Raw genomic sequence first — 24,656 nt, forward strand, 5'->3', positions numbered from 1 at the left:
AACTAGAACTTCAGAGTCGTTCGCAGGCCAAGCACGGTCGCATTGTGAAGAACCTTACCGGGCATTGCACTGGAAGGGCTGGTGGCGCCTCCGCCCGGATGGATGATGTATTGAAGATTGGGCTGTAACGTCCACCCGTCTCTGATCTGATATTGATACACGGCTGTCAGAAGGCCTTCGAAACTTCGCATCGGCCAGGTTGGATCGACGAATGTGCGATAGTCCGCATCGAGCGTCTGCGCGCGTTTCGACACATGCGCGTAGCCGGCCGCGATTCCGAACTTGTCGTCCGGACGGCGGTCGTTGAGTCCGATGAACTCGATGCCAGCATCGGCGTAGCGATCGATGAGATTGCGGTCGGCGGGCGCACCCGAGACGCGCGCAAAGATGCCGATGCCGCGATCATCGCTTTTCGGCACACGATAGAGCTTCTGCTCGAATACCATCCAGCCGCCGACATCACCGGACAAGAGCAGAGGTTCGCCGCTGCTAACGGGTGAAGCGAGTGAGACGCCATTGGACGCCAATCTCTGATCGGCGAAAGACCCAAAATGTCGCCAGCCGCCAAACTTGATCTGGCCGGCCGGGTTCGGATCGCCCTTCGTGTTATTCCAGGCATACTGGATCTGGCCGAGCAGGAGGGGCGGATCGTTGACGCGGAAGTTGACGCCATAGCGGTTACGCTCCTGCGGATCCCCGGGGCCGGGCCCAGCCTGATCGCCATCGAAGATGCCGCCAAGAACGGACAACTGCTCAGTGACATTCACCAGAAGCCGGGCTCCCATGGCAGCCAAGGGAGGCGACGGACCGCCGCTCGGCAGATCAAGCGAGGTAATGGCTGGCCAGCCCATGGAGGCGTTGGTCAAGACGTCGGTGTATTTGGTATTGAAGAACTCGCTGTCGGCAGCGAGTTGCCCCACCTTGAGCGAGACTTTCTTGTTGCCCCACTGCTTTTCAAAATACGCCTCGTAAAGACGCGTGGAGGGCAACGCCTCGATCCCGCTGACCACAAGATAATTCTGTAGACTTCCGCGCGACAACCCGCCGCCATGGATCTGGAACATGTTGGCATGGAATGTCAGCTGGTCGAGGCCGGCGAGCTTTTGCAGGTCTAGGTCCACGGCGAGGTTCAACCGACCTTCGTAGACAGAACCCTGTTTCAGTCCGCCGGAAGGGTTGTCCAACACTTCGCCGATATAGGTGGCTGCGAATTTGACGCCGTACTTTTGCAAGGGATTGGGCAGAAGACCAAGCGTCTTTTCCTCCACGGTGCTTTCGCCTGTGTCGGGATCGGCGGGTTTATCGTCGTCGGTCTTCTTGTTTTCCTGGGCGGCCGCCGTTCCCGCCGCAAAGAGAGTGGCGGCAAGAAGCAATCGGCCAAGTCGTCTTTTGGTACGGCTCACAGTTTCGATCCTGAACGGCGGGACGCCCGCACATCGGGCCATGTGATCGGCTTCAATTCAAGCCCGTTGATCGAAGAGTTTGCTTTGCAATCGCAAGACTAACCTATGTTAAGCGCGCGCAAAGTTCCCTCGTCCTGGCACATCAAGGCGAGCTCGGCCATCATCGACGGCGAGGTCGTGGTGCCGGCCGCCGATGGCAGCACCGATTTCTCCGTCTTGCAGACCGAGCTAAAGGGCACCTCGACCAAGATGGTACTCGTGGCCTTCGACCTGCTTTATCTCAACGGCAGGGACATCCGGAAGGTGCCGCTATTCGAGCGCAAGGCCGCACTGAAGAAAATCCCGATCGGCTACGACGCGGCGGCCGTCGACCCGTTCGTAACTTTCGCGTAGGGCCGACATGACCTCCTCCGTCGCGGTCTGATGGATCATGTGGCCGTTTCCCGCGATCCGGTGAAAACTGCTGTGCGGTATGTCGGAATGTAGCCTGGCCGACTGGGCCTCGGTATCGACGAGTTTGTCCTGCGCGCCCGCGATGATGGCCACCGGCATTTTGAGATCGCCGTAGTACCCGCGCTCCCTCAGCGCGTCCGGTACCATCAGCGTGGCTTCCGCCGCGGCCGCCCTCAGTTGGGACGGCCGGAGCGCCATTTCCTTCGGAAAACCATTGAACTTTGCGGGCACAAGTCGCGGTCCGAACATCTTCGCCATCATCATCGGCCAGGCGAGCCGCTCGACCAGAGGCGAAAGGGTATGGCTGAGAATGTCGCCGACCAGGGGCAGCGAGGCCGGCAGGGATATGAAGGTGTCGGACCGGACAGAAGGATAGTAGTATCCCGAGGCGAGAACCAGTCCCCGGACGAAGGCGGGATACTGGTGGGCCATTGCGACGGCGACCGGTGCGCCCCACGAGTGACCCAGAACGATCGCTGTGGAAACGCCGATCTTTTCCAGCGCAAGCTTCAATAGCTTAGCTTGAGCATCCGGTGTCCATACGACACTACGCGGGCGCCTGCTGTGTCCGAACCCTGGGCGGTCGAATGCGACGACGCGGTATTGCCTGGCCGCAATGTCGAAGAGCCCGCTGCACTCAAAATCCTGAACCACGCTGCCGTTGCCATGCAGAAGGACGATCGGATCGCCATCGCCGCGCTCCATGTAGTGCAGCCGGACGCCGTTCGCTTCGACGAAGCGGCCCTTGGGCGGATTTTTTGCTTCCGCCCGTTTCGCGAGGTACCGATTGACTGCTGCGATTGCCACCATGGAGGCAACGATGATGGACGCGGACGCGATCAGGAAGCCGCTGGGCGCGGCCGAACGGGGTCGGCGCGCGTAGGCCGCTTGGACGACTTTCATCGGAAGCTTTCTGCAGTGGCCGGCAATCCGCACGGCGTCCGAAAATGTTTCGGAGCAGGATGAACATGCGGCGATCGACATCGTTCCAACCCAAGCCTTGGCCACCTTTTCGGCTCGCCAGTTGTCGGAAACAATGGGTCAACGTTCTTGGCTCACCGATCCGAACCCGGAGTTCGGCGAGTGCACTGCTCTCCGAGTCCGAGGAGGCCGGCTGATGGCCGTCAGTTGGGCGGACACTCGGGGCAGGTATCGGCGATGTATGACAGCTGAACCAGCGGACAATCTGGATCGCCCCAGTTTCGATCAACCGGCCAAGCTTCTGCATCCGCAAAAGCTCACACGGCCAAATATCATCCCGTCAAGCAGCCGATTGCGTTGTCGATGTCCAGCACGTGTCCTCGCGCGCCGCCGTTACCTCGCTGGTATTCGGTCGGGCCGCCTCCTTGAGAGTGTCTCTCAGTCCCAGCTCACGGGCCAACACTTGACGGTCACAGGCATTCTCCCACAGCGACACGATGATCGCCGCCACGCAGTTGCTGATCATGCTGGTCAGCGCCCTCGCTTCCGACATGAAACGATCGATACCGACGAGCAGCGCCACGCCGGTTACGGGCAAGTCCGGCATGACAGTGAGAGTTGCGACAAGCGCGACGAACCCGCTGCCAGTGACGCCGGCCGCCCCTTTTGACGTCAGCAGCATCAGTCCGAGCATTGCCGCAATCTGTCCCCAAGACAGATGGATGTCGCAGGCCTGCGCGATGAAGATGGACGCCAGAGTGAGATAGATGGCGCTGCCGTCCAGATTGAAAGAGTAACCCATCGGCAGCACGAGTCCTGATACGCCTTTCCGGCATCCGAGCTGCTCCAGCTTGCGCAGCGCGCCAGGCAGCGCCGGCTCCGACTACGACGTGCCGAGCACGATCAGCAGTTCTTCCCTGAAGTAGCGGATGGTCTTCCACAGGCTGAAGCCGTTCAGCCGCGCCAGCGTTCCAAGCACGACAACCACGAAGATGGAGCAGGCGATATAGAATGTCAGGATCAGCAGTCCGAGTGAGCCAATCGAACGAATGCCATAGCGGCCCACCGTGAACGCCATGGCGCCAAAGGCGCCGAGCGGGGCAAGCTTCATGACGAAACCGAAGGCCACAAACAGCACATGAGAGAACGAGGTGACGGCCTTGGTCACTACCATACCGTCGTCGCCGACCCGGCTCAGCCCAAAGGCGATGAGAATGGAGACCAGCAGGACTGGCAGCACTTCGCCATCGGCGAATGCGCCAAAGAACGAATGCGGGATGATGTGCAGCATGAAGTCCGCAAATCCGCTCGCACCTGCCTGCTTGGCGAATTTCGCAGCAACCGACGGATCCAGCGTACTGACGGACACATGCATGCCGACGCCCGGCTGGATCAGCAATACGGCAACCAGCCCGGCCAGCAGCGCGAGCACGGTCAGCAGGTAGAACAGCGCCATGGATTTCACCAGCGTGCGGCCGACCTCGCGGGAATCGCTGATGCTGTTGATGCCGCTGACGATGGTGCAGAACACGATCGGCGCGATCATCATCTTGACCAGCTTGACGAAACCATCCCCCAGGGGCTTCAGCGCGGCACCAAATTCGGGCCAGAGGTGGCCGGTGAGGACGCCCAAGACGAGGCCAATCAGCACCTGGACGTAGAGGACCCGGTAGAATGGCTTTCTCATGTCGATGCGCGCAGATGCAGCCAGCGCTTGCGTGTGCATTCTCGTTTCTCCCAAAATTCCGCTTTTTCGGCTCTGATTTTTCTCAAGGCGGACCGAGTTCAGGCCGCCAGGATCGAATGAGGCACGTGCGCTCGCCGGGCGAAGACGTGACCTTGGAAAATTCGACGGGCCGTCCGCTGCACCCGCGCAACCGGGCCGGGCTCCAGCCGAACCACGAGCTGGCCGGAGGGATGGGTGAGCGTGATCGGCACCGGCGGCGCGAGCGGCCCGACCATCTCTGCGGCGATCGTCCCTGACGTCACGCACGCCGTCGCAATCGCCACCGCGCCGGTCACCGCCAGAGCGCTATGGCAGTCGTGCGGCATGAAATACCGCGTGTTCAACGTCGCTTCCGTCGCGGGAGCAATCAGGACCGGTTTCGGAATCACCATCGACGCCGAGTTTGGAAACCCCATCCGGCGTCCGGCCTCGACGCGCAAGCTCTCGAGCCGCGCGCGGAAGCCGCTGTCGACGAACTCCGAAGGTGCCTCACGACCGGTCCATCCCAGATCCGCCGCGCGGACCAGCATGACGGGCATGGCTGCGTCGATGCAGCTGACTTCGATCCCTTCGATGCGGTCGACCGGCCGTCCTGTCGGCAGGAGGCGACCGGTGCGCGCGCCGGCCGCGTTAGGGAACGACAGTTCGATGGGCGCGGCCGTTCCCGGCACCCCGTCAATCCGCGCCTCGCCTTCATAGGTCACCCGCCCGCCCGGGGTGGAAACCGTCGCATCGATCAGCTTGCCGGTGTTGACATTATGGATGCGCACCTGGGTGCGATCTGCGGCAGCGGCGACCAGACCGGCTTCGATTGCGAACGGTCCCACCGCTGCCAGCATGTTTCCGCAATTGGGTGAGGTATCGACCATCCCCTCGCGAACCCGCACCTGGGCAAACAAATAATCGACATCGGCGCCGGGCACCGATGCCGGTCCGATGATCGCGACCTTGTTGATGACGGCATTGCCGCCGCCGATTCCATCGATGCCCAGATCGTGCCCGCCCCCCATGACCGACAGGAGGATCGCATCGCGCGCCCCGGGATCGGCCGGGAGATCGCTGGCCAGGAAAAACGGCCCGCGCGAGGTTCCGCCGCGCATGACCACACAGGGAATGGCAATCTGATCGTTCATTGGAGCTGTTCCGTTCGGCGACATCTTCGCACGAACAGAGCATGGGGTCTTGCAACTCTTCTGTAAAATGCAAATATCTGAAGTATTAATGCGTCATTCGGTATAATAGGAACCAGCCATGAACGCAGAATTGCTCGACCTCAAGGCGTTCATTACTGTCGCGGAGACTGGAAGCTTTGTCCGCACCGCCAAGGCGCTGAACCTGTCGCAGCCGGCGCTCAGCCGACGCATTCAGAAGCTGGAAGAAAGCCTCGGCGCGCCGTTGCTGGAACGCTCGACGCGTCACGTCAATCTCACCATGACCGGCCGCGACTTCCTGCCGAAGGTGCGCCGTCTCATCGACGAGTTCGAGACCTCGGTGCTCGCCATCCATGATATCGGCGCGCGCAGTTCGGGCTTGGTCTCGGTGGCTGCGGTGCCGACAGCGGTGTTTTATTTCCTGCCGCGTGCGATCGGCCGTTTTGCCGAGGCGTATCCGCGCATTCGCATCCGGATTCTGGATATCGGGGCCAATGAGGGATTGGAAGCGGTCGCGCGCGGAGAAGCCGACTTCGGCATCAATTTCATCGGCGCTTCGCATGCCGAAATCGAATTCGAGAAACTGGTTGAAGATCCTTTCGTCCTGGCCTGCCGCCACGACCATCCGTTGGCATCGCGCAAACAGGTAAGCTGGTCGGAGATCGTGTCGCACCGTGTTATTACCGTCGGTCGCAATAGTGGTAACCGCGCGTTGATCGACAATGCGCTGGCCCGACACGGCCTGCAGCTGAACTGGTCCTATGAAGTTGCTCACCTCTCCGGTTCACTCGGTCTCGTCGAAGCGGGACTGGGCATCGCCGTACTGCCGAGGCTTGCGACGCCGGCCGCCGGCCATCCGATCATTCACACCATCAGGTTGACCGAGCCGGAGGTGTCGCGGACGATCGGAATCGTGCGCAGGCACGGGTCGACGCTATCCCCTCATGCCAGCCAATTTCTCAAGATGCTCCTCGAGGCATGGCGCTCGCCTTCCCGGACGACTATTCGCGGTAGGCCGCGCCCCCGACCCTAGAGCCAAAGACGACCACCAACGTCGCTTACAATCTCTGCGGCCGTTCGTCTTGGCCGCGTGTCAATGAGAAACGTTGAGCGCGACGAGAAAGCGTGAGACCATGTTGTACGCAGCGATGGTCGCCACGACTTCCACGATCCCGTCGTCGTCGAACGTTTCCCTGAGCCTCCCAAAGAGTGCGTCCGACACTATGATATCGCGCGTCATCGCATCGGTAAGCTCGAGCACAGCGCTTCGCGGGAAGCGAACGCTGCCGCGATGCCATCCTGTTTGAGAGTCTCGATCTTCTCGTCGCTAAGACCAGCGCGCTTCGCGATCGGCGCGTGGGCGGAAATTCAGACCCCGCACATGCTCCACAAGCCTGCTCACGTTGGCTGTGAAAAGATTATTCTTGACCTCCGGTGCAAACGTCGTGCACACGCCGCCTTCTAACCGATAGAAACACTTGAACTCTCGCTCCAATCCATCATGGGCAAGTTTGAGCTAGCTTCAGACGAACGGCGGCTAGTCCGCGCTCTGTCGCTAGCCTTGCATCGACACCTGGCAGCTTTTTTGGGGATCCGCCACGAGAACGTGCTTGGCAACCGGCCGACCGAGGGTAGCCGCACGTATGACCACAGGGAAGCAGGCTAGCTGTATCCTGGCGCGAATGAGACACACCCCCGCGTTCTCGCGGCGGATTTCCCCCGAGCTTTGCATCTCCGCCTGCCCTCTCAGTCAAGAGGGCGCAGGGAAGGTCGGTGCCGGCTGGCACCCGCGGTCCGCTGCGCGAAAGGACACGCAGGAAGAACCGCACAGCAGCATACAGGTGAAGCCCAACACACAGCCTTCCCTGCGCAGTGGTCGGACGGCTTATGCCGCGCTCTCCCGGGAGCCGAGTTCCTTCTGGCCTCCCTCGCCCCAGCGAAATTCACCGGCATCGCGCCGGTTGACGCGATTGTCGCCTCCGCAAGAGCTTGCAACGACGGCCAGGACCACACGTCTATATTTTGGCGTTCGGTGAAACACCGTGAAACTAAGAAAACCCTTTGAAATAAGCACTTTATGCGTAGGCTTGTTTCGGGCTGTTCCTGCGGAGTTCGCCAAATCTAGGGCCGGGACCTAAACGCTTCAGCGTCCGCACGACAAACTGAAAGCTCAAGTCCCGGCCCTTTGGTCTCAAGCCTTTAGGAGCCGAAACCACATGGAGACTACCATTGCCGCCGCCCCCTTAGGCAAGAGGGGCCGCAAGAGCAGCGTCATCCTGACCGACCGCCTGTGTGAGAAGCGGGTGACCGAGCGCACCAAAATCTACGACCGTAAATGCCCCGGCCTCTACGTCAGCATCACCACGGCCGGCCCGGCGACCTTCTCGTTCAAGTTCACCGATCGGACCACGGGCAAGCAGCGCACCGGATGGCTCGGCGTCTACAATCCCGAGACCTTCACGGTCGAGGACGCCCGTAGCAAGGTCTATGGTCTGAAGGGCATGGGCGGCGCCGCGCTTGGCGAGACCTTTCGCGACCAGAAGGCGAAGGCCGCGCAGAACGGCAAGACCGTCGCCGAGATCATCGAGGAGCGGATCGACTGGATGAAGACGCCCGTCCGCAAGCCGGACGGCGAGATGCGGCCCCGGCTGGAGGCGTGGGAGAACACCGCCAGCCAACTGCGTCGCCTCCTCGGTGCCCGGCTAGGCAAGAAGCTCGCCCGCGAGGTCACCAAAAACGACATCGCGACGCTTTCGAACGACATCGTCGCTGGGGCGTTCGGCAAGCCCTCGGTCAGCAACGCGAGGCATATGCGAAAGGCGGCCAGCTCCCTGTTCAATTGGGCCGCCGAGGCGGGCCGCGACTACGTCAGCGCGTCGCCTTGCATCAATCTGCCGAAGCTCGATCCGGAGCACCCCCGCACCCGGGTCCTGTCCGAGGACGAGATCAGGGTGTTCTGGCATGGTCTCGATGATGACGTTCTGCTGGCGTCATGGGATCGCCGCACGCGGCTTGCCTTGAAGTTCGAGCTTGTGACCATGCTGCGGTCGAGCGAACTGCTCGGCGCGCGCCGCGACGAACTGGCCGACCTCGATGGCGACAATCCGCGCTTTGACGTTCCGCTGAAGCGGGTCAAAAAGCGACGCGTCATCCAGCAGCCCTTGTCCGATTTGGCCGTCGAGATCGTCAAGGAAGCTCTGCGGGGATCGAACAAGCAATTCGTCTTCGCCTCCCCGCTCGGCGATCAGCCGCTGCATCGGAAGGCCATGGCCGATGCGCTGCGTGGCGACAAGCGCAAGGGCAAAGTGAGGACGCGCGGCATCTGCGCGCTGCTTGGCCTGAAGCCGTTCACCCCCCACGACCTGCGCCGGACGGCCGCCACCTTGGCGGGCGATCTCGGCTTCGACGATGCCTGGATCGCGAAATGCCTCGACCATGCCCCCAGCAAGAAGTCCGAGGTTGTCGTGCCGACCGTCACCGGAAAGGTCTATAACCATTCCAAGCGCATGAAGGAGAAGCGCGCGGTGCTGGATGGCCTGGCAGCCGAGTTGCGGCGGATCGTCGGCGCGCCTGCACCTGGCATAGATCCAGAAAAGCACCAGCCGAGGCTCGCGGCCTGAATGCGTCGCCCATTGGATCTCGATCAGATCCCTCAGCCGACCTGTGCTTGCATTCCCCTGCGCAGGGGTTCGCGGACGGCGAAGATTGCACACAATTTCAAATCTGGGCGGCATGCTCACCCTGCGCCTGATCGGGCGGAACTGTTGGCGATGCGTTCGAGGCGATGGCGCACACGAACCGGCCGGGACGGTCGGGTGGTGATGACGCCCGGCGAAATGAAGCAGGAACAAGTTCCTCAGCGTCTTCGCTGAACGCCGTTCATTTATCGGTTGAAAACGCCTGCCGCTGCCTCCCACCACCTAGGTAGCAGCCTCGAATCATGGCTATTCCCGGTAGAGAATGGGCAATACATGGGGGGCAGCTCACCTTCAGAATTCTTCTTCTGCTCTTGCGCCACCTCTTGCGGGAGTACCCACAAGAGAGTTGGTGGTCGAAGTTGAGTAGATCGGCGACCAGTGAGGCGGCCAAAGCCGAGATAGAGCGGAGCACATGGAATTAAACGACCTGCTGTTGGGTAAGAAGATTGATCCAGCGGGCGTGATCGTGTTTCGTCACCGACCCAGCGGGCCAGATTTGAACAAGGTGTTTCCTTTAATTGCGGCGGATGGCACGGACTTGTTCAACCACCGTCCCTGCCGGTGGCGCAAGAACGGTTAGCTCTTCTGGCGCGAACTGCAGTGATCGCAGCGGCGTTGGATCTTGAGCATCCCCGCACCTGCTCACGCGGTTGTAATTCGGTAAAGGCCGCCGGAATGAACCCCGCTGGTCAGTTGATCTGGAAAACACAAAAAGTCGCGCCGTCAGAAAATGGGCGCGACTTTTCTCGACGACAAACTCGGTCGGAAACGAGCTGTTGATTACTTACTTCTCTTTGATAACGGTCGTGCTGCTGCTACTACCGACTGTCCCTTCCTCGCAGACTTTGGTCTGCTTAATGCGATCTTCGGCTTCCACGCGGCTCTTGAAAGCCATCGGACCGATCTGTGTTACGACCTCCTTGTCCGCCGGGCGTGTGGTGGTAACCGTGCATTGGCGGCTCGGACCTTGCACGACATAGTACTCATCGGCCAGTGCTGGGGCGGTGCATCCGATGATTAATGCGCCAGCAAGAAGAAGTGGTGCTTTCATTGTCGCCTCTCTCTGTTCAAGTGCTGCCGAACGATGCGATAAAAGAGAATGCCGGGCGCTACCGCGCACACGACCTCTCATTCTTTCTGTCGGCGGCTTTGTAACTTGTTTAAGAGCGGACAGTTCCTCTATTTTGGCACTTGGAAGCGAGCACCAAAGCGGGCGCGATGGGCATCCCGCCGTGCCTAAGGCGAAGACGCGGCGCGCGAACCTCTACGTGAGCGGAATAGCGTCCGCTGGGTCTTTTGCCGGAGGCCGCAACGGGTCTGCGGGTGGATTTAGGTTTTTTGTTTCTCGCCTGCGCTTTTTCCATCCGAGCTCTTAGAGCGCTCTTCGAAACGATCAGCGCCCTTTGCTAGATCGTGCCTCATCTTGCTTTCGTTTTTTGCTTCGTCGTTGGAAGCTGCTTCGCGTAAGCCTTCAGCGGCCCGTTCTCCCGCATTCGATGACTTTCGTTCGTCTTCCATTGTAGCTCCTTCTCATCAAGCTGCTTCCCAGCGAAATGCTCGTCCTCAGTTGGGATAACCGGCCAGCGACGTCCAGAGTTCCTACAATCCGTCTGTATGCCGTCCCGCGGCGGACGTGGCGCGGGACGCATTTGCGCAAAGGAGGAGAAACAGCGCCCGTTCCGCCCTGTACCTTGCTGCCGCGCGACTGCATTCCGACCCGGACATCAGGGCTTCGCCACCAGCCCCGCAGACGGCCCACTTCCAGCGGCCGCGCCCGCGCTGTTTCAAAACGATGTCGTAGCCGGGGAAGCGCTCCCCATCGGTCTCGAAGTTCATGCAGCGAACCTTTCCGGCAGGCCGTCCTGAAGCTGGTCAAGCAGCCGCTGCTCGCGCTCGATCCGACTCAGATAAAGTTCTCGCTCCCTCTCGGTCTTGGCGCCGGCGAGCAGCAGCCGGTAGTGAGCGATGACCTTCTCGCTGCCGCGGATCAGCACGTCCCGCACATCGATCATGGCGCGGCCCCCGTTGTCGCGGGCAAGACCGGTCTCGGGGACATGGTGAGCGCGATGGGAAAGGTCTGGGACGTCAAGGCCTCCAGGGCCGAGCTCTCCTCCGACAGGCGCCGTTCGATGAACTGTCGCTCGAGGTCCGACAGCCGCGTCGCAAGCAGGCTGCGATAGCGGTGAATGTTGTTGCGATGGACCCGGATGCGGGCAAGGTTCTCATCGAGCATCTTCGTCACTCCCGTCCTAGGCTGCTGCCCGCTCGACCGACCGCAGTCGTATCGGCTTGCCGCCAGGCGGGTGCCCGTGGGCCTTCGTCCAGCGCGCAAAGCGCCTCCAAAATCTCGTCGATCGTGACAGGCGCCTTTAGTCCCGCGGGCGCCCGCAGCGACGGGCACGATGCGATTGCAGAAGCGTCCGATGCCCACGAAGCCAGGATGGCGCGCTTCTCGGACAGGCCGAGAGAAGGATGGGAGACCACATCCCGGGGATGCTCGAAAACCGTACCGGGATGGATGATGGCGTTGAGATCGATAATATTGTCGTGAAGAGCGGTCGTCGGCCGCATAACTTCCTCCATTTCCAAGACGAGTTGAGGATAGCCGCGCGGGACAACCCGCGCGGTTTGGTCGCTGTTCTATAGGATGGCCTTAGGCCGCCTTGGATTCGATCTGCGTGATGTTGCTCGGCACGGCGCCGTTGATCGCAATGCGACGCGGCTTCATCGTCTCGGGGATCTCCCGCTGCAGGTCGATGACCAGCAGGCCGTTCTCGAAGTTGGCGCCCTTGACCTCGACGTGGTCGGCGAGCGTGAACTGGCGCTTGAAATTGCGGGTCGAGATGCCGCGATGCAGGAAAGTCTTACCCTCCTTCTCGCTCTTGTGGCCTTCCAGCGTCAGGACGTTCTGCTCGACGGTCAGGACGACCTCCTCCGGGCTAAAACCGGCGAGCGCGACCGAGATTTGGAAGCGGTTCTCGTCGAGGCGCTCGATGTTGTAGGGGGGATAGGTCTCCTCGCCCGCGCGCTGGGCGGCTTCGGCGAGGTCAAACAGACGGTCGAAGCCGATGGCCGACCGGAAGAGGGGCGAAAAATCAACAGTGCGCATAGCCAGATCCTCCTGGGAGCAAAATGGTTACGAGCGGCACCGGACACGACCGGTGCCCGTCTCAATGGCGGGACCCGAACGGCATCCCGATCGTCGTACGACGACGCCGAAAAAATTTGGAAGCCAGGAAAAAGTTTCAAGACCCCCGGACAAAATTTTTGCGCAAGGAAGCGCGATGGTTAACGCGGGCGTCGGGGCCATTCTCGGGCCTTTCTGAGAGCGGCGCGCAGCCGCTCCCTTTCTTTCCACCGCTCGTCCTCGGCCTGCGCAGAAAGAGATTGTCGCCGCCCCAGGCCTCCAGAGCCGCCTTCATCGGGGGTACACGGCGAGGTCGTAGCAGCCAAGACTGGAACGTCCTGAGCTTCCGCGGCATGCTCAGCAGAACTCACGGATCTAGCGACGGCGGGCGACCCAGAGGCCGACCAGGAACGCCGCGAACAGCGACCGCAGCGGCGCCTTCACCGTCACCTCCCGCAAGCGATCGGTCCAACGTATGAGCTCGTCTTGCGAGGACATAGCAAGCGGGCGAGCACTCGCCTCAGTCCCGGCCGGCCTGGCGCCGGCAGCCAGTTCTGTGCCATCGTGATCGTTCACCAGGCCGGATGCCTCCGTCATCGCCGAGGCGTCTTTCATGTCCATGGCCCTCTCCTCTCTCAAGCAGACTTCCGCTGGGCCCTGGCCGCCGGCTTCTTCCCCGATGCTTCCTTCGCGGGTTTCTTGCCGCTGATCGGCATCAGCATTTCCTTCTGGCCGGCGGAAGCCTTCTTCGATTTCTTGGCGGGCTTCTTTTGCGCGGCTGCATCGGCTGCCGCACCGCCCACGCTCTTGCGCAATGCATCCATCAGATCGACGACGTTCTCGCCCTTCGGCCGCTCCTTCGGCCGGATCACTTTGCCTGCCCGCTTCTCGTTGATCAGTTCGACCAGTGCGCTCTCGTAGTGGTCTTCGAACTTCTCGGGATCAAACGTGCCTGCCTTCTGATTTACAATGTGCTTGGCGAGGTCGAGCATGTCCTTGGTGACTTTGACGTCCTGGATCTCGTCGAAGTACTCCTGCTCGCCGCGGACCTCATAAGGGTATCGCAGCAGCGTGCCTACGAGCCCTTTGTCCATTGGCTCCAGCGCGATGATGTGCTCGCGATTGGTCAGGACCACGCGACCGATGGCGACCTTGTTCATCTCGCGTATGGTTTCACGGACCACCTCGAATGCGTCGTGCCCAACCTTGCCGTCGGGACGCAAATAATAGGGGCGGATCAGATAGCGTGGATCGATGTCTGACTTATCGACAAACTCGTCGATCTCAATCGTTCGAGTGGACTCCAGCGCGAGCTCTTCCAGTTCTTCCTTGGTGACCTCGATGAACTGGCCCTTCTCCAGCTCATAGCCCTTCACGATGTCCTCATTGGGCACCTCATCGCCCTGTGTCAGCATCAACGCTGATTGAAGGAGATCTTCTCGGACTCTGAGGTCGCCGGGTATAGGGCCACGGGACAGGTCACAAGGGACAGGCGCAGGAAGCCTTTCCAGTTGGCGCGAGGGGCCATGTACGCAGAACTCCATTCGGGCGGCTCGGACTCAAGACGATTGAACGCCGCCAGTTCCGACAAGGTCGGCGTCAAAAAATTCGGGCCCACCTCGTTTGGCCGGACTCGACTTTTGTTCTCTTTCTGTTCTTATTGGGGCCATGACCGATCGACCTGCGAGTTGGCGCATGCCCACCCAAAAACAGATGGAAAAGCTTGCTACATCAATGGGTAGAGAGACAGCGAGGCAGCGTCAGTTGGGGCCGCAGGACGAGATGCCGGATGAATACTGGCGCGCTCTCCTCGACGATGCCTCTGTCCAAACGGCGGAGGGGGGACATATGGGACCTAGCCTGCGCCTGCGCGAGATCCCGCAGCATGTCCTGCGCGTTTCCTGCCGCAGGTGCGAGCGCATCGTCGAGATCCAGAAGGTGGACGCGGTCCGTCTCTACGGGCAGCAGGCCAGTTGGAAGGAGGTAGCACAACGATTGCTGGACAACACGTGTCAAAACCGAACCGGCCGCCATGAGGAGGACGGTTGCTGGCCGGCCTTCGCGCCCGTTTGATCGAACACTCGCCCGAATGGCCCCGAAGCACCACCCGACGCCGCTATCCGGCGGCGACCGCAAAGCCCTTGGCAAAGAGCTCGGCAAGTCACGCGCAATGACCACTATTCTGGCAGCGAAGTCCTCCCCGGCTCGCGCCGAAGGTAAAGCGCTGATCAAACAGGCTGATCGCCTCCTGTGCGAGAGCTGGAATGAACGCATGTGGGCGAACGGCGAGCCAATCGATCCCTCGCCCACAATCGATCAAGCGATTAATGGCAGTTACCCGTGGCCGGAAATCCGATGCTCCCGCTGCAAGACTGCGCGGGATCGATCTTGCGGCGCTACTGCTCCAACTCGCGCAGTGGCCACGCCACGCCGCTTTGGAGACTTGACCGTGTGCAATGTCGAGTACGAAAGAGACCGCCAATCGAGGCGGCCTTACTCGCTTTTAAATTCTGCGACCTTTCGATCTTGACGCCATAGCTCCACGTCATATCCGTCAGCCAACAATCTAGCGCGCTTCTTAGCTTCAGTTTCGTCCGCGCAGATCAGTTGGATGCTGCGCGCGATGTGCCCGTCAAAACCCATGATATGTGCGCGGTACTCTTCCATCTGCTGACCCTTTTCGCAAACGAGAGGCCACCAACTGAAGCGGCGTTATTCTTCAGGAGGTTGCAGGCCTGGCGACGTCAGCCACCCGTCTACATGAGAAGCGGTTTCGAGCTGGCGCAGTTTGCTTTCTAGAAGATCATGCTGCGGTCCTGGCTGCGTGTTTTTCAGTTCCGCTATGATGCTGGCTCTCTCCGCGTGCAGATTCTCGTCAAAAATGTAGGGTTGTGGGCGTCGTCTCATAGCACTCTCCTTCCCCTAGCGAATTGGGCGGGAGCGCAACCGGCGTTCTCGTCACCGATCAAAGCCACGGTGCCGTGCGGTGATGGAACCACTATGCACCCTGGACCGGAGCGACGCCAGAATAAAACTGAAATCGAGGCTCTTAGCCAGGCGGCCGTTCGCGACCTCACTGCACGGAATAGACAAATAGAGCAGCGCCGACGATCGCAGCGGGGCTGCTCAAGGGCCAAGGCGGTCGGCCGGCCCTCAATACGTTCCATCTGAACCGACTGCGCGCCTCTAGCAGTCCGTTGCCTTTTTCTCGGACGGTGCGGGCTCGGCTGCACCAGCCGTCGCCTTCTTTGACTGTTCAGTGGGCGCGGGACGTGTCTGCTCGACCGTGCCTGCCGTCTTATCCGGTTGCTGTGCGGAAGGGGCAGGCTTGGTCGCCGTCGATTGCTCGGAAGCGGTCGGCTGGCTCTGCATCTGGCGCTGCGCGTCTTCCGACGACGTCGCGGTATGCTCTATGGCTTTGCCCATCGAAGATGTCGGCGGATGCTGCTTGGAATCAGCTGCAGTGGCACCAGTGGTCTGCCCGGTATACCCCGGGACATTCCCTGATCCTGCATCGCGGCTCGCCGTGTTGCAGGGGCCGGCATACACGGACGTGGCGCTGAAGGCGAGCACCGCTCCCAAGGTCATAAGTCTGTAAGCAATCATGGCCCTTTTCCTTAGTTAGGCTCCAGACAATTGAACAAAGGCATGGGCCTTCTGTTCCGATCGCGGCGGCATTGACGCGCGGCCGAGACGCACCGGCCTCCCGAGCAACGATAGTTGGGGCAAGGTGGGAGCGCTTGGGTATTACCGCCGCTTCGTCTTCGAAGCCCCGGCAACCGATTTGAGCTGGCGTAGATCGTTCGACGCCTCCGTGAGCAGCCACTCGCGAAAGGTGCCAATCTTTGGCAGCGACGTGGTCGCCTTGGGGCAAACGATCCAATAACTCTTCGACAGTGGCAACGACTCCGGAAAAGCCAGCGCCAGCCGACCGTTGATCAGATCCCAAGCCGCCAGAGTCGTTCGAGCAAGAGCTATACCCTGCCCATTGATTGCCGCATCGATGACCATGCTCGCACGATTTAGGACCGGGCCGTGCGTGACGTCGGCGTCATCGATGCCGACGCCCCGCAGCCAATTCGCCCAGTCTGACCGGCTGTCCAGGTGGATCAGAGGAAACTTCAGAATGTCGGCTGCCCCGTTGATGCGGCGGCGCCCCACCAGCAACTTTGGACTGCACACGGCAAAGAGCCGCTCCGAGCAAAGTCTAACGGCATCCAGACCCGGCCAATTGCCGTCACCGTGACGTACAGCAAGATCGACCTCCTCGCGGGCAAAATCGACGTGATGCATCGTGGCCGAGACGCGGAGGTCGATGCCCGATTGCGTCTCCGCGAAATGGCCGAGCCGATGCACGAGCCACTTGGCGGCGAAGTCTGGTGAGGTCGAGACCGTGAGCACGCCGGCATTCTGCCGCTGCAACAACCGCTCGGTGCCTATGGCAATGCGATCAAGCGCGTCGCGGACGACTGCAAGATAGTCGCGACCGGCCTCGGTGATGATCAGCCGCTGCCGCTCTCGGTTGAACAACTTTAACGCAAGCTCTGTCTCCAGTGTTTTCACCTGATGGCTTACCGCGCCCTGGGTGACACAAAGCTCTTCAGCCGCGCGCGTAAAACTTTCGTGCCGCGCGGCGGCTTCGAAGGCCTTCAGGGCATTGAGCGGCGGCAGGCGTGGGCGCATCGTACCTACTTCATGAGAAAAACTAGGGCAGGCGCGAGAAACGATGCTTTGCGGGGAAGCATCCCGCCGCATTATTGAACAGCTCCAGTGCAGCATTTCAAGCAATTTGGAGCCCCTTATGTCCGTCCTTTTGACCGATACGTGGTCGATCCCGCGGGTGCACGCCGCGGACCCGGCCACCCCACTTCATCAATCCAGCTCAGGAGTGTCACCAGGCGCCCCGCGCCCCGGATGGTGGAGCTTGCTTGACCGGCCGTTCCAGCGCCTGGCGCTGCGCGAGATCGCCGATGACCCGCATCTGCTTCGCGATATCGGCCTGACGCGCGAGCAGGCGCTGCGCGAAGCCGCCAAACCGTTCTGACGCTGAGAACAATTCAGAGGGAGAAAATAGATGTCCGATCCGATCGTTTACGGCTTCCCACGCAGCACCTTCGTCAACATCGTCCGCCTGATCCTGACGCACAAGGACGTGGCCTACCAATTCCAGGACATCGAGCCGGTCATGGGTAAGCCCGATCATCTGGTGCTCCACCCGTTCAACCGCGTCCCGATCCTCAGACACGGCGACCTCACCATCTATGAAACGAGCGCAATCGCAGCCTATGTCGACGAGGCCTTCGTCGGGGTGTCGCTGACACCGAAAGACGTCAAGGCGCGGGCGCGCATGAACCAATGGATCGGCGTCGTCAATTCCTATGTCTACCCATACATGATCCATCACGTGACCCATGAGCGGCTGGTCTTTCCGGAACTTGGGATCCCTTCCGATGAAGCAGTCGTGGCGCATGCCCTGCCGAAAGTTGAGACCGTGCTCGCAGTCCTTGAGCGCGAACTCGCTGATGGCCGGAACTATCTGATCGGCTCCGAAGTATCGATTGCCGACTTTTTCCTCCTGCCCAGTACATTTGCGTTCAGCTTGACCGAGGAAGGACGGCGCATGTACCCGAAGTATCCAGCCTTCTGCCGATGGCGCGAGCGCATGGAAGGCCTTCCGACGACACAAAAGCTTCGCGCAATCCTCCCACCACGCGAACCTATTCAGCACGCGCGAGAGTGGGCGACATCACACCGCCCGAAATACTAGTTCGCCTACCCACCCGTCAGAACTCCAGCTTGTCGCGTACTGCGTCGCTCCCCGCTTTCGCGCATGCTTCGTCCGCATCACCGACGGGGGCGCCGGACACCCCGACCGCGCCGACCAGAGAGCCGCCAGCTTCGACGATCAGTCCTCCTCCGATGATGACTGCTCCCGGCAAACTGCGAATCCCGGCCTGCATCATGCCCGGCTGGCTGACCGCATTCAGCTCGGTCGTGCTCGTCTTGAACGACGCAGCCGTCCACGCCTTGCCGGAAGCAGTTGAGGGTGTGTGGGGCCCTGCAAAGCGATCACGGAGCATCACCTGCGCGACGCCGAAGCGGTCGACGACAGCGACCGCAACCTGGTAGCCGCGGCCGCGGCAGCTATCCAACGCAGCACGCGCCAGATCGAGCGCCACCTCTGGGCTAAGCGATTTGTAAGCGACGAGAGCGTCTTCCGCCCGGGTTGGACTGATGAGCAGGGTCAGCAGTGCGGTCGCGACCGACAGAGCTCGAACGTTCATGGCTATCTCCGGCAGAGCTGGACAGAGAGCTATTTGACCTCACCATATGCCAGGTCGTCGAACAGGGTCACGCTATCCGCCTTGGTCCACAAGCCAATCATGCCCGCCTCCGCGATCGTGGTGTCCTCCACCTCAAATAGTGGCTTTCCGTCATAGGCCACCTTGAATCGACTTCCCGTGAAGTCGCAACGCAGCGAGTGCCATTGCCCGGCCGCAACCGACGTGCTGACGCCATAGCCGCCCTTGCGTCCGACGATATCCAGCGAGGTTCGAACGCCTTTGATGGTCTTATAGAGCACCACGTTGTCCTCCAGCGCGTTGGCCCGGACGACGTAGTAATTGTCCGCGTCTTTCGCGCGCCAGATAATGCCCGCGGCGCGATCTTCCGAGCCCGCGACGGCCTTGAATTTGACCTCCACGAAGCCGTCACCGATGCTGGTATCGCTCTTGATGGCCACGGGGAAGGTCGCCCGTCCGGATTGCTTGAGCACGTTCGGCTTGCTCGGCGCCGTCGCGTCGGCCTCAACGGTCCATTTCGATTGCCCCTGACCGGTCTTCGTCAAAGTCCATCCTTCCGGCGGCATTCCGACAGGGCTGTTGTCAAAGTCCAAGGTCTTGGCCACGGCGTTCCCTCCCATCATCAAAATCAGCATGAACGTCAAGGCGAGGCTCACCCGCGCAGAAGGTCTGGACGGTAGGATGGCCGAGCCGATCATCCATTTTCGCATGATCAACGTCCTGTGTTTTACGCGGGCGCTTTACGAACAAAGCTCGCCTGGGCGAGTTGATGGACACCTCCAGCGAGGAAGGAAGACCATCATGAGAAATTCTGCATTGGCTGCCCTGTTGGCCGCCTTCGCCATTGGCGGAGGCGCGGCCCAAGCACAGTCCACTTCGGTCCAACAGCCTCAGTCGCCGCAGCAGTCGGAACAATCTCGCGAGCAGGATCGCAGCCGCGCCGAGGACGTCACGATCGGACGCGACTGGAAGGCTCAGGGCGGCGAGGCCGATCACGCCAGCCAGGCCGCGCCGAACGACGACCATCAGACCGTCGGCCGCGACTGGCGCGCTCGTCCTGCAGACAAGAATCGCCAATAGGCTTCCTGGCCAGACCCGAGATGGCGGACGTGCGGCGACAGGAACGATCGCCACACGTCGCTCCACCGCCAGGCCATTCTCGAGCGCCGTGCGCATCGTCACTCCTCACTTGAGCCCGGTGAGCACCCATGCCGGCTGCAGGATCGGATAGGCGACCAGCCCGACGACGGCCGTGACCGCAATCAGCAAAGGATTGCTGACCTTCCAACGGAACAGCACGGCCAGCGACACGATGCCGATCAGCGCGGTCAGCCAGTCTCCGATCGCGATCTTGCCCAGCAGGAAGCTCGCACCAACGATGGTTCCGATCGCGGCGGCGTAGGCCCCCTTCACGAAGCCCTGCACATTCGGATTCTTGCGGTGGCGCGCCAGCAACGGAGCCACGATCAGGACGAGCAGGAAGGACGGAAGGAAGATGCCGACCGTCGAGACCAGCGATCCCCAGAAGCCCGCCACAAGATAGCCGACGAACGTCGCAGTGATCACGACCGGTCCCGGGCTCATCATGCCGATGGCCACGGCCACCAGGAATTCGCGCTCGTTGAGCCAGCCGTACTGCTGCACCAGCCCCTGCTCGAGGAAGGGAACGATCACAAGGCCGCTCCCGAAGGTCAGGGAGCCTGCCTTGAGGAAGAACAGCAGTAGCTTGCCCAATGTCGATCCGGTCGCAACGGGCGCGACTGCGGGTGCCGCCGCCGGAATCAGCGCGAGTTGGAGAGCGACCGCAGGGCGCTTGATGTGGCCGTAGTAGACGATCCCGACGATTCCGGCACCGATGAACAGCAGGGCGACCTCCGCCTGCAGGATCACAGTCACGGCGAGGCAGACCGCGGCAATCGCCCATTGCAGCCAGTCCTCCATGCCGAGCTTGGCGAGGCGGTAGCAGGAGTGCAGGATCAGCGCGATCACGGCCGGACTAACGCCATAGAAGATGCCGGTGACAGCCTTGAGATCCCCTAGATGGACATAGAGCGCGCCGAGGGCTGCGACGATGACGAAATTCGGCAGGATGAAGGACCAACCACCGGCCCACGCACCCCAGAAGCCGCAGCGCAAATAGGCTATAAAGATCCCGACCTGGATCGCGAGCGGCCCAGGAAGCGATTGGCAAATGGCGATTGTCTCGCGCATCTGCTCCTTGGTGAGCCATTTCTTGTCGTTGACGAGCTCGCGCTCCATTTGGCCGACTAGCGCGACCGGACCCCCAAAGCCGAGAAAGCCAAGGCGCAGGAAATAGCGCACCAGCTCGCCCATGTTTCCGCGCTCGGCGTTCGTCGTTGTCGTCATCGCTTTTCCCCATCCCCGTGATATGCGGACTCCAATATGCCGTCGATCGGACCGCCGGGCCCCGTCGGCATCAGCTCGAACCGTTTACCGCTTTGTGTCACGCGGTAGCAGTCGTCGCCCATGTCCTTGATGTAGAGACAAATTTCATCCATCCGGATGCGCCAATTTCCGACCTGCTTCACACCCATCGAATAAGTTCGCAGCGTCCCGTCGCCGTCATAAACAAATCGATAGTGGACCTCGTCGGTCAGTTGCTTCCCCGTGAAAGCCGCTCGAATCTGCGCGCCGGTCAACGTCCGAACGCTCTCGGCCGCGACAAAGCCGGCATCGAAGGTGACCAGTCCCCCGATGCCGGTAGCGAGGGCCGCGATGAGACACCCCGCAAGTCGGCTCTTCGATTCCGCCACCCTCACTTTTTGCACGCCTTCCGACAGATCTCATACTCGGTCTTGCAGGCGGGGCCGGCGTAGTTCTTCATGCAAGCGGCCCGCTGGTCGCCGCAGACCTTACAAGTTTGCGCGCGAGCCGCCTGTGGGGCAGCAAGCAGGCCGGCCAGCGCGAACACGGCGACGGCAAGGTTTCTCATCCTTCTCATCTCCTTTAGATTTCCTTCGCGTATTGATCGTAGAGTGCGGAGGCGTTGTCCCAGCGGATAGCCTCCATGTAGATGTCGACATAACGCGCTGCGGCTGCGCCGAAGTCCATGTGATAGGCATGCTCGTACATGTCGAGCACCAGCACGGGACGCCCGGCGAGCGTCGTCGTATGATCGGCGGCCCATTGGTTGACGAGCCGCTTGTTGCGGGGGGAGTAGGAAAGAATCACCCAACCCGATCCACCGCCCTCCGCCTTGCCCATCGCCGCGAACTCCGTGCGCCACCGCTCGATGCTGCCGAAGTCGCGTGCGATCGCCTCGGCAAGAGCGCCGCCGGGCTGGTTGGCGCCGCCGAGACCATCGAAGTAGATCTCATGCAGGATCATCGAGTTCGCGGCGATCAGCTCTTCGCGTTTCAGGCCGTTGATGACGAAGTTCGGCGCCTTGGCGAAGTCCAGTTCGGCGAGTTGCGCGCTGATCGCGTTGAGCCGCTTCACCGCGCCGCCGTAGTTGTTCTCATAGTGGCTGACGAGCACCTTTTCAGAGATGCCGCGGATCGATTTCGGGTCGAACGGCAGCGGCTTGGTTTCGTAGGGCATCAGGCGGCTCCTTCGCTCAATCTTTGGCTCAACTCTTCGTACTGGCAGTCTTGTCCAGCGCCGCACGCAGGCCCTCGGCGAGCTTCACGGCGTCGTCGTTCGCCCAGAAGTGCATGAAGAACAGTCTCGGCTGCTCGTCGAGCATGTGGCTGTGGAGCGCTGTCACCTCGATGCCGTGTGCCCGCAGCGCCAGGATGACTGGGTTGACCTCGTCGCCGGTCAGCACAAAATCGCCCGTGATGGCGGCCTTCCCGCCTCCGGTCGGCTGGAAATTGATGCCGATCGCGACGCCCATCGGGCCGACGGGGGTCAACAGCATGCCCTCCTGCGTGATCGGGTCTCGCCGCTTGACGTTGAACTGGTAGACGCCGCCGTTGGCCTGGCCCTTCACGCCGATGATCTGGTCGAGCTTTGCCGTGTCGAGATCGACGGCCGGCGGCGGGCTGGACGGTGCTGCGGCCGTCAGCGGGGTCTTGCTTTCGGCGAGTGCGTCGTGGATCGCCGAGGCCAGCTTGACGGGATCGCCGTGGCCGGCGACGTGCATGTAGAAGGTCGCCGGGCTCGCGCGCAGGAGGTGGTTATGCACGGCGGTGATCTCGAGACCGTTCGCGATCATCTTCGCCATGACGGGGTTGATCTCGGTCTCGAGCAGCACAAGGTCGCCCATGACCATGGCGCCGCCGTGCGCGGGCTTGAAGGCGACCCAGCCGCCCAATGCCAGCGCCGGTTTGATCGCGACCCCATCCAAAGTCACGGAGAGGTCGCTGCGGGGAAAGCCGTAGCGGCGTACGTCATCCGAAACCGCCGGCTTGCGGCCAAGCACCTCGTCTACCTTCTGCCATGCTGCGTCTTGAGCATACGCCGGGAAGAAGGGCACGAAGCGGATTGCGAAAAAGCAGACGGCGAGGCCGACCAGAGCCAAGATGGTCCTTTTCATGGTGTTGCTCCTTGCCTCAATTCCGCTCTTTGATCTGGCCACTGCTGTCGACGAGCAGCTTCACGGGTTTGCCGTCCTTGATTGCATTGGCGGTGATGCCTTCGGCCGTCGATTTGACGTCTTGCACCTGCGAGTAGCCGGCCGCCTGGATCTTGGCGATCAGCTCGTCCTGGGTCAGGGCGTGAGCGGGCGAGAGTCCCGCCGCCAGCGCCACGAAGAGCACTGCCCGATAGATCGTGGATGTTCGCATGTCTGATCTCCTGGTTGTCCCTGCCCCAGAAGTCATCAGGCCTTTGGCGTCACTTGCCCTTGTTGGTTGGCCAGTTGTGCAGCTCCTTGGTCGCGTCGCGGCACCATCGGTAGAACGCGTCGTAGAGCTGGAGACCGGCGTTCAACTGCTCAAGGTCGTCATCGAACATGCGCGACAGACCGAGTGATGCCGCAAGCAGGCCCGGCGCCTCAGGGGACAGATCGAGGCGCGCCGTATCGGCCGCGCGGACCATCGTCGCCAGCCGCTCCAACGCAGGCGACGAAAGGCCGAATTCTTTGACCATGACATCGAAGGTGCAGAGCTCACCGCGATGGCTCCAGAACACGTTTTCGATGTCGAACGGCGTGGCCTCGAACCGCTCGGCGACGGCCTCGACCTCGGACGGCGCGACGAACAGGAATACCGCTGTGGGATCGACGAACCGGCGGATCAGCCATGGGCACGCAATCCGATCGATCTTGGGGCGCGCGCGCGTGACCCATACCGTGCAACCACGCCCGTCGCGCTTGGGGATCTTGTCGGCCGGCACGGTCGGGTGGTTCGCCTCTTTCCAGCCCACTTGGCCGCCCTCGAGGACCTCAGCGGCGACCTTGCCGCACCGCAGCCAGGCTGCGGTACCCTTGCTGAGCTTCTTGCCCTTGTGACAGACCACGACCACGGACTGCCCCGTCAGGCGGGACGCCCAATCCTGGACGTCAAGATGCGAGCGCCGCACGGCGCCAGGAATCAGGCGCGGGTCGGCCGAAAAGTCCTCGTCGATGCGCACGTCGATGAGCGTCGGCGCAGCGGCCGTGCCTATCAATCGAGCCAATTTATCGGGAGAAATAGAAGTGTATGAAGCTGGCATGCTGCGCCCTTGGTGATCAGGACGCGATTCTTGGGCATGACGCCTCGCGGGGAGATCGCAATTCCCCGAGCCCCGAATAAAACTCTCCCAGGCGAACCTGTCAACCCGCACGCCGTTGGCGAGAGCGCCAGAACGTCACGAAGACTTCACCATTCGGAACTCGTCCAGTCCGAGTAGTCGGCCGCGTTACAGAGGTCCCGGCTCTGTTCACCGGCAAACGGATCGTCGTGGTAGGATGAGCTCTCAGCGACCGGTTTGT

29 protein-coding genes and 5 pseudogenes are annotated in these 24,656 nt (G+C 61.5%); 9 read left to right on the forward strand and 25 right to left on the reverse strand.

Annotated elements, in window-relative coordinates:
* Positions 1-2: 2 nt before the first annotated feature.
* Positions 3-1,403: a carbohydrate porin gene (locus tag OWC48_RS18485; protein ID WP_282521247.1), complete on the reverse strand. Its 1,401-nt coding sequence runs from the start codon at positions 1,401-1,403 to the stop codon at positions 3-5.
* Positions 1,404-1,535: 132 nt separating this feature from the next.
* Here OWC48_RS18485 and OWC48_RS18490 point away from each other — a divergent pair.
* A pseudogene (locus OWC48_RS18490) lies at positions 1,536-1,781 on the forward strand (DNA ligase); the annotation flags it as partial.
* Here OWC48_RS18490 and OWC48_RS18495 read toward each other — a convergent pair.
* The 3 genes and pseudogenes from OWC48_RS18495 to OWC48_RS18505 all read right to left on the reverse strand — a co-directional run bounded on the left by OWC48_RS18495 (position 1,713) and on the right by OWC48_RS18505 (position 5,636).
* A complete protein-coding gene (locus OWC48_RS18495) occupies positions 1,713-2,840 on the reverse strand; it encodes an alpha/beta fold hydrolase (protein ID WP_282521248.1) in 1,128 nt (375 codons plus the stop codon). The pseudogene OWC48_RS18490 and the gene OWC48_RS18495 sit on opposite strands and share 69 nt — an antisense overlap.
* A gap of 277 nt (positions 2,841-3,117) precedes the next feature.
* A pseudogene (gene dctA / locus OWC48_RS18500) lies at positions 3,118-4,503 on the reverse strand (C4-dicarboxylate transporter DctA).
* Between the two features lie 59 nt (positions 4,504-4,562).
* The gene (locus OWC48_RS18505; RefSeq protein WP_282521249.1) at positions 4,563-5,636 is read right to left on the reverse strand and encodes a 4-oxalomesaconate tautomerase; all 1,074 of its coding nucleotides are present in this window, start codon (positions 5,634-5,636) and stop codon (positions 4,563-4,565) included.
* 118 nt (positions 5,637-5,754) lie between these two features.
* Between OWC48_RS18505 and OWC48_RS18510 the strand changes: the two genes are divergently transcribed.
* Positions 5,755-6,687, forward strand: a complete 933-nt coding sequence (locus OWC48_RS18510; RefSeq protein ID WP_282521250.1) for a LysR family transcriptional regulator — start codon at positions 5,755-5,757, stop codon at positions 6,685-6,687.
* A 60-nt stretch (positions 6,688-6,747) separates the two neighbouring features.
* On the opposite strand, the gene OWC48_RS18515 is transcribed toward OWC48_RS18510, so the two are convergent.
* Complete coding sequence (locus tag OWC48_RS18515; protein ID WP_282521251.1) at positions 6,748-6,915, reverse strand: hypothetical protein; 168 nt, start codon at positions 6,913-6,915, stop codon at positions 6,748-6,750.
* A 955-nt stretch (positions 6,916-7,870) separates the two neighbouring features.
* Here OWC48_RS18515 and OWC48_RS18520 point away from each other — a divergent pair.
* On the forward strand, positions 7,871-9,274 hold the full coding sequence (locus OWC48_RS18520; protein ID WP_282521252.1) for a site-specific integrase: 1,404 nt from the start codon (positions 7,871-7,873) through the stop codon (positions 9,272-9,274).
* A gap of 490 nt (positions 9,275-9,764) precedes the next feature.
* Entirely contained in the window at positions 9,765-9,932 is a 168-nt protein-coding gene (locus OWC48_RS18525) for a hypothetical protein (RefSeq protein ID WP_282521253.1), read from the forward strand.
* 204 nt (positions 9,933-10,136) lie between these two features.
* Here the strand turns inward: OWC48_RS18525 and OWC48_RS18530 are convergent, their stop codons facing one another.
* From OWC48_RS18530 to OWC48_RS18565, 8 genes and pseudogenes are all read right to left on the reverse strand, one after another.
* A complete protein-coding gene (locus tag OWC48_RS18530; protein ID WP_235544833.1) occupies positions 10,137-10,403 on the reverse strand; it encodes a hypothetical protein in 267 nt (88 codons plus the stop codon).
* Positions 10,404-10,681: 278 nt separating this feature from the next.
* A complete protein-coding gene (locus OWC48_RS18535) occupies positions 10,682-10,870 on the reverse strand; it encodes a hypothetical protein (RefSeq protein WP_282521254.1) in 189 nt (62 codons plus the stop codon).
* A 314-nt stretch (positions 10,871-11,184) separates the two neighbouring features.
* Positions 11,185-11,364: a hypothetical protein gene (locus OWC48_RS18540; protein ID WP_282521255.1), complete on the reverse strand. Its 180-nt coding sequence runs from the start codon at positions 11,362-11,364 to the stop codon at positions 11,185-11,187.
* The gene (locus tag OWC48_RS18545; protein WP_282521256.1) at positions 11,361-11,585 is read right to left on the reverse strand and encodes a hypothetical protein; all 225 of its coding nucleotides are present in this window, start codon (positions 11,583-11,585) and stop codon (positions 11,361-11,363) included. Before OWC48_RS18545 ends, OWC48_RS18540 begins: the two co-directional genes overlap by 4 nt.
* A 16-nt stretch (positions 11,586-11,601) precedes the next feature.
* Positions 11,602-11,923: pseudogene (locus OWC48_RS18550) on the reverse strand (hypothetical protein).
* An 82-nt stretch (positions 11,924-12,005) separates the two neighbouring features.
* Entirely contained in the window at positions 12,006-12,461 is a 456-nt protein-coding gene (locus OWC48_RS18555; RefSeq protein ID WP_282521257.1) for an Hsp20 family protein, read from the reverse strand.
* 393 nt (positions 12,462-12,854) lie between these two features.
* Positions 12,855-13,100, reverse strand: coding sequence for a hypothetical protein (locus tag OWC48_RS18560; RefSeq protein ID WP_282521258.1), 246 nt, complete (start codon positions 13,098-13,100; stop codon positions 12,855-12,857).
* Positions 13,101-13,114: 14 nt separating this feature from the next.
* Positions 13,115-14,007, reverse strand: a pseudogene (locus OWC48_RS18565) (Ku protein).
* A 140-nt stretch (positions 14,008-14,147) separates the two neighbouring features.
* Here OWC48_RS18565 and OWC48_RS18570 point away from each other — a divergent pair.
* Positions 14,148-14,552 (forward strand): hypothetical protein, encoded by a 405-nt coding sequence (locus OWC48_RS18570; protein WP_282521574.1) that lies wholly within the window; start codon positions 14,148-14,150, stop codon positions 14,550-14,552.
* Positions 14,553-14,568: 16 nt separating this feature from the next.
* A pseudogene (locus OWC48_RS47560) lies at positions 14,569-14,862 on the forward strand (hypothetical protein); the annotation flags it as partial.
* A gap of 110 nt (positions 14,863-14,972) precedes the next feature.
* Here OWC48_RS47560 and OWC48_RS18575 read toward each other — a convergent pair.
* The 3 genes from OWC48_RS18575 to OWC48_RS18585 all read right to left on the reverse strand — a co-directional run bounded on the left by OWC48_RS18575 (position 14,973) and on the right by OWC48_RS18585 (position 17,162).
* On the reverse strand, positions 14,973-15,146 hold the full coding sequence (locus OWC48_RS18575; RefSeq protein ID WP_282521259.1) for a hypothetical protein: 174 nt from the start codon (positions 15,144-15,146) through the stop codon (positions 14,973-14,975).
* Between the two features lie 519 nt (positions 15,147-15,665).
* A complete protein-coding gene (locus OWC48_RS18580; protein WP_282521260.1) occupies positions 15,666-16,085 on the reverse strand; it encodes a hypothetical protein in 420 nt (139 codons plus the stop codon).
* Positions 16,086-16,226: 141 nt separating this feature from the next.
* Positions 16,227-17,162, reverse strand: a complete 936-nt coding sequence (locus tag OWC48_RS18585) for a transcriptional regulator GcvA (RefSeq protein WP_282521261.1) — start codon at positions 17,160-17,162, stop codon at positions 16,227-16,229.
* 118 nt (positions 17,163-17,280) lie between these two features.
* On the opposite strand from OWC48_RS18585, the gene OWC48_RS18590 reads away from it, so the two are divergent.
* A complete protein-coding gene (locus OWC48_RS18590) occupies positions 17,281-17,523 on the forward strand; it encodes a DUF1127 domain-containing protein (RefSeq protein ID WP_282521262.1) in 243 nt (80 codons plus the stop codon).
* 30 nt (positions 17,524-17,553) lie between these two features.
* A complete protein-coding gene (locus OWC48_RS18595; RefSeq protein WP_282521263.1) occupies positions 17,554-18,246 on the forward strand; it encodes a glutathione S-transferase family protein in 693 nt (230 codons plus the stop codon).
* A gap of 16 nt (positions 18,247-18,262) precedes the next feature.
* Here OWC48_RS18595 and OWC48_RS18600 read toward each other — a convergent pair whose 3' ends face one another.
* Both OWC48_RS18600 and OWC48_RS18605 read right to left on the reverse strand, forming a co-directional pair.
* On the reverse strand, positions 18,263-18,763 hold the full coding sequence (locus OWC48_RS18600) for a heme-binding protein (RefSeq protein WP_282521264.1): 501 nt from the start codon (positions 18,761-18,763) through the stop codon (positions 18,263-18,265).
* Between the two features lie 29 nt (positions 18,764-18,792).
* Positions 18,793-19,416, reverse strand: coding sequence for a family 16 glycoside hydrolase (locus OWC48_RS18605; protein ID WP_282521575.1), 624 nt, complete (start codon positions 19,414-19,416; stop codon positions 18,793-18,795).
* A gap of 46 nt (positions 19,417-19,462) precedes the next feature.
* Between OWC48_RS18605 and OWC48_RS18610 the strand changes: the two genes are divergently transcribed.
* Positions 19,463-19,861 carry a hypothetical protein gene (locus OWC48_RS18610; RefSeq protein ID WP_282521265.1) on the forward strand — a complete coding sequence of 133 codons (399 nt, stop codon included), beginning with the start codon at positions 19,463-19,465 and terminating at the stop codon, positions 19,859-19,861.
* 105 nt (positions 19,862-19,966) lie between these two features.
* On the opposite strand, the gene chrA is transcribed toward OWC48_RS18610, so the two are convergent.
* The 7 genes from chrA to OWC48_RS18645 are packed head-to-tail and all read right to left on the reverse strand — an operon-like array spanning position 19,967 to position 24,397.
* Positions 19,967-21,148: a chromate efflux transporter gene (chrA, locus tag OWC48_RS18615; RefSeq protein WP_282521266.1), complete on the reverse strand. Its 1,182-nt coding sequence runs from the start codon at positions 21,146-21,148 to the stop codon at positions 19,967-19,969.
* Positions 21,145-21,555, reverse strand: a complete 411-nt coding sequence (locus OWC48_RS18620; protein ID WP_282521267.1) for a hypothetical protein — start codon at positions 21,553-21,555, stop codon at positions 21,145-21,147. Before OWC48_RS18620 ends, chrA begins: the two co-directional genes overlap by 4 nt.
* Positions 21,556-21,557: 2 nt before the next feature.
* On the reverse strand, positions 21,558-21,734 hold the full coding sequence (locus OWC48_RS18625) for a hypothetical protein (RefSeq protein ID WP_282521268.1): 177 nt from the start codon (positions 21,732-21,734) through the stop codon (positions 21,558-21,560).
* A 14-nt stretch (positions 21,735-21,748) separates the two neighbouring features.
* A complete protein-coding gene (locus tag OWC48_RS18630) occupies positions 21,749-22,342 on the reverse strand; it encodes a superoxide dismutase (protein WP_282521269.1) in 594 nt (197 codons plus the stop codon).
* Positions 22,343-22,370: 28 nt separating this feature from the next.
* Positions 22,371-23,279, reverse strand: coding sequence for a DUF1259 domain-containing protein (locus OWC48_RS18635; RefSeq protein WP_282521270.1), 909 nt, complete (start codon positions 23,277-23,279; stop codon positions 22,371-22,373).
* Between the two features lie 16 nt (positions 23,280-23,295).
* A complete protein-coding gene (locus OWC48_RS18640) occupies positions 23,296-23,529 on the reverse strand; it encodes a PepSY domain-containing protein (RefSeq protein WP_282521271.1) in 234 nt (77 codons plus the stop codon).
* 49 nt (positions 23,530-23,578) lie between these two features.
* Positions 23,579-24,397, reverse strand: coding sequence for a sulfurtransferase/chromate resistance protein (locus OWC48_RS18645; RefSeq protein ID WP_282521576.1), 819 nt, complete (start codon positions 24,395-24,397; stop codon positions 23,579-23,581).
* Positions 24,398-24,656: the final 259 nt, after the last annotated feature.

This window comes from Bradyrhizobium sp. Arg816, from assembly GCF_029989365.1.
Classification (GTDB): Bacteria; Pseudomonadota; Alphaproteobacteria; order Rhizobiales; family Xanthobacteraceae; genus Bradyrhizobium.

Coding starts and splice junctions, on each gene's coding strand:
- OWC48_RS18625 (WP_282521268.1), bottom strand. CDS start 21,734: ATGAGAAACCTTGCCGTCGCCGTGTTCGCGCTGGCCGGCCTGCTTGCT.
- OWC48_RS18630 (WP_282521269.1), bottom strand. CDS start 22,342: ATGCCCTACGAAACCAAGCCGCTGCCGTTCGACCCGAAATCGATCCGC.
- OWC48_RS18505 (WP_282521249.1), bottom strand. CDS start 5,636: ATGAACGATCAGATTGCCATTCCCTGTGTGGTCATGCGCGGCGGAACC.
- OWC48_RS18585 (WP_282521261.1), bottom strand. CDS start 17,162: ATGCGCCCACGCCTGCCGCCGCTCAATGCCCTGAAGGCCTTCGAAGCC.
- OWC48_RS18590 (WP_282521262.1), top strand. CDS start 17,281: ATGTCCGTCCTTTTGACCGATACGTGGTCGATCCCGCGGGTGCACGCC.
- OWC48_RS18600 (WP_282521264.1), bottom strand. CDS start 18,763: ATGAACGTTCGAGCTCTGTCGGTCGCGACCGCACTGCTGACCCTGCTC.
- OWC48_RS18610 (WP_282521265.1), top strand. CDS start 19,463: ATGGCCGAGCCGATCATCCATTTTCGCATGATCAACGTCCTGTGTTTT.
- OWC48_RS18530 (WP_235544833.1), bottom strand. CDS start 10,403: ATGAAAGCACCACTTCTTCTTGCTGGCGCATTAATCATCGGATGCACC.
- OWC48_RS18555 (WP_282521257.1), bottom strand. CDS start 12,461: ATGCGCACTGTTGATTTTTCGCCCCTCTTCCGGTCGGCCATCGGCTTC.
- OWC48_RS18645 (WP_282521576.1), bottom strand. CDS start 24,397: ATGCCAGCTTCATACACTTCTATTTCTCCCGATAAATTGGCTCGATTG.
- OWC48_RS18510 (WP_282521250.1), top strand. CDS start 5,755: ATGAACGCAGAATTGCTCGACCTCAAGGCGTTCATTACTGTCGCGGAG.
- OWC48_RS18570 (WP_282521574.1), top strand. CDS start 14,148: ATGACCGATCGACCTGCGAGTTGGCGCATGCCCACCCAAAAACAGATG.
- OWC48_RS18640 (WP_282521271.1), bottom strand. CDS start 23,529: ATGCGAACATCCACGATCTATCGGGCAGTGCTCTTCGTGGCGCTGGCG.
- OWC48_RS18635 (WP_282521270.1), bottom strand. CDS start 23,279: ATGAAAAGGACCATCTTGGCTCTGGTCGGCCTCGCCGTCTGCTTTTTC.
- OWC48_RS18595 (WP_282521263.1), top strand. CDS start 17,554: ATGTCCGATCCGATCGTTTACGGCTTCCCACGCAGCACCTTCGTCAAC.
- OWC48_RS18495 (WP_282521248.1), bottom strand. CDS start 2,840: ATGTCGATCGCCGCATGTTCATCCTGCTCCGAAACATTTTCGGACGCC.
- OWC48_RS18605 (WP_282521575.1), bottom strand. CDS start 19,416: ATGCTGATTTTGATGATGGGAGGGAACGCCGTGGCCAAGACCTTGGAC.
- OWC48_RS18575 (WP_282521259.1), bottom strand. CDS start 15,146: ATGGAAGAGTACCGCGCACATATCATGGGTTTTGACGGGCACATCGCG.
- OWC48_RS18560 (WP_282521258.1), bottom strand. CDS start 13,100: ATGGACATGAAAGACGCCTCGGCGATGACGGAGGCATCCGGCCTGGTG.
- OWC48_RS18580 (WP_282521260.1), bottom strand. CDS start 16,085: ATGATTGCTTACAGACTTATGACCTTGGGAGCGGTGCTCGCCTTCAGC.
- OWC48_RS18540 (WP_282521255.1), bottom strand. CDS start 11,364: ATGATCGATGTGCGGGACGTGCTGATCCGCGGCAGCGAGAAGGTCATC.
- OWC48_RS18535 (WP_282521254.1), bottom strand. CDS start 10,870: ATGGAAGACGAACGAAAGTCATCGAATGCGGGAGAACGGGCCGCTGAA.
- OWC48_RS18545 (WP_282521256.1), bottom strand. CDS start 11,585: ATGCTCGATGAGAACCTTGCCCGCATCCGGGTCCATCGCAACAACATT.
- OWC48_RS18525 (WP_282521253.1), top strand. CDS start 9,765: ATGGAATTAAACGACCTGCTGTTGGGTAAGAAGATTGATCCAGCGGGC.
- chrA (WP_282521266.1), bottom strand. CDS start 21,148: ATGACGACAACGACGAACGCCGAGCGCGGAAACATGGGCGAGCTGGTG.
- OWC48_RS18520 (WP_282521252.1), top strand. CDS start 7,871: ATGGAGACTACCATTGCCGCCGCCCCCTTAGGCAAGAGGGGCCGCAAG.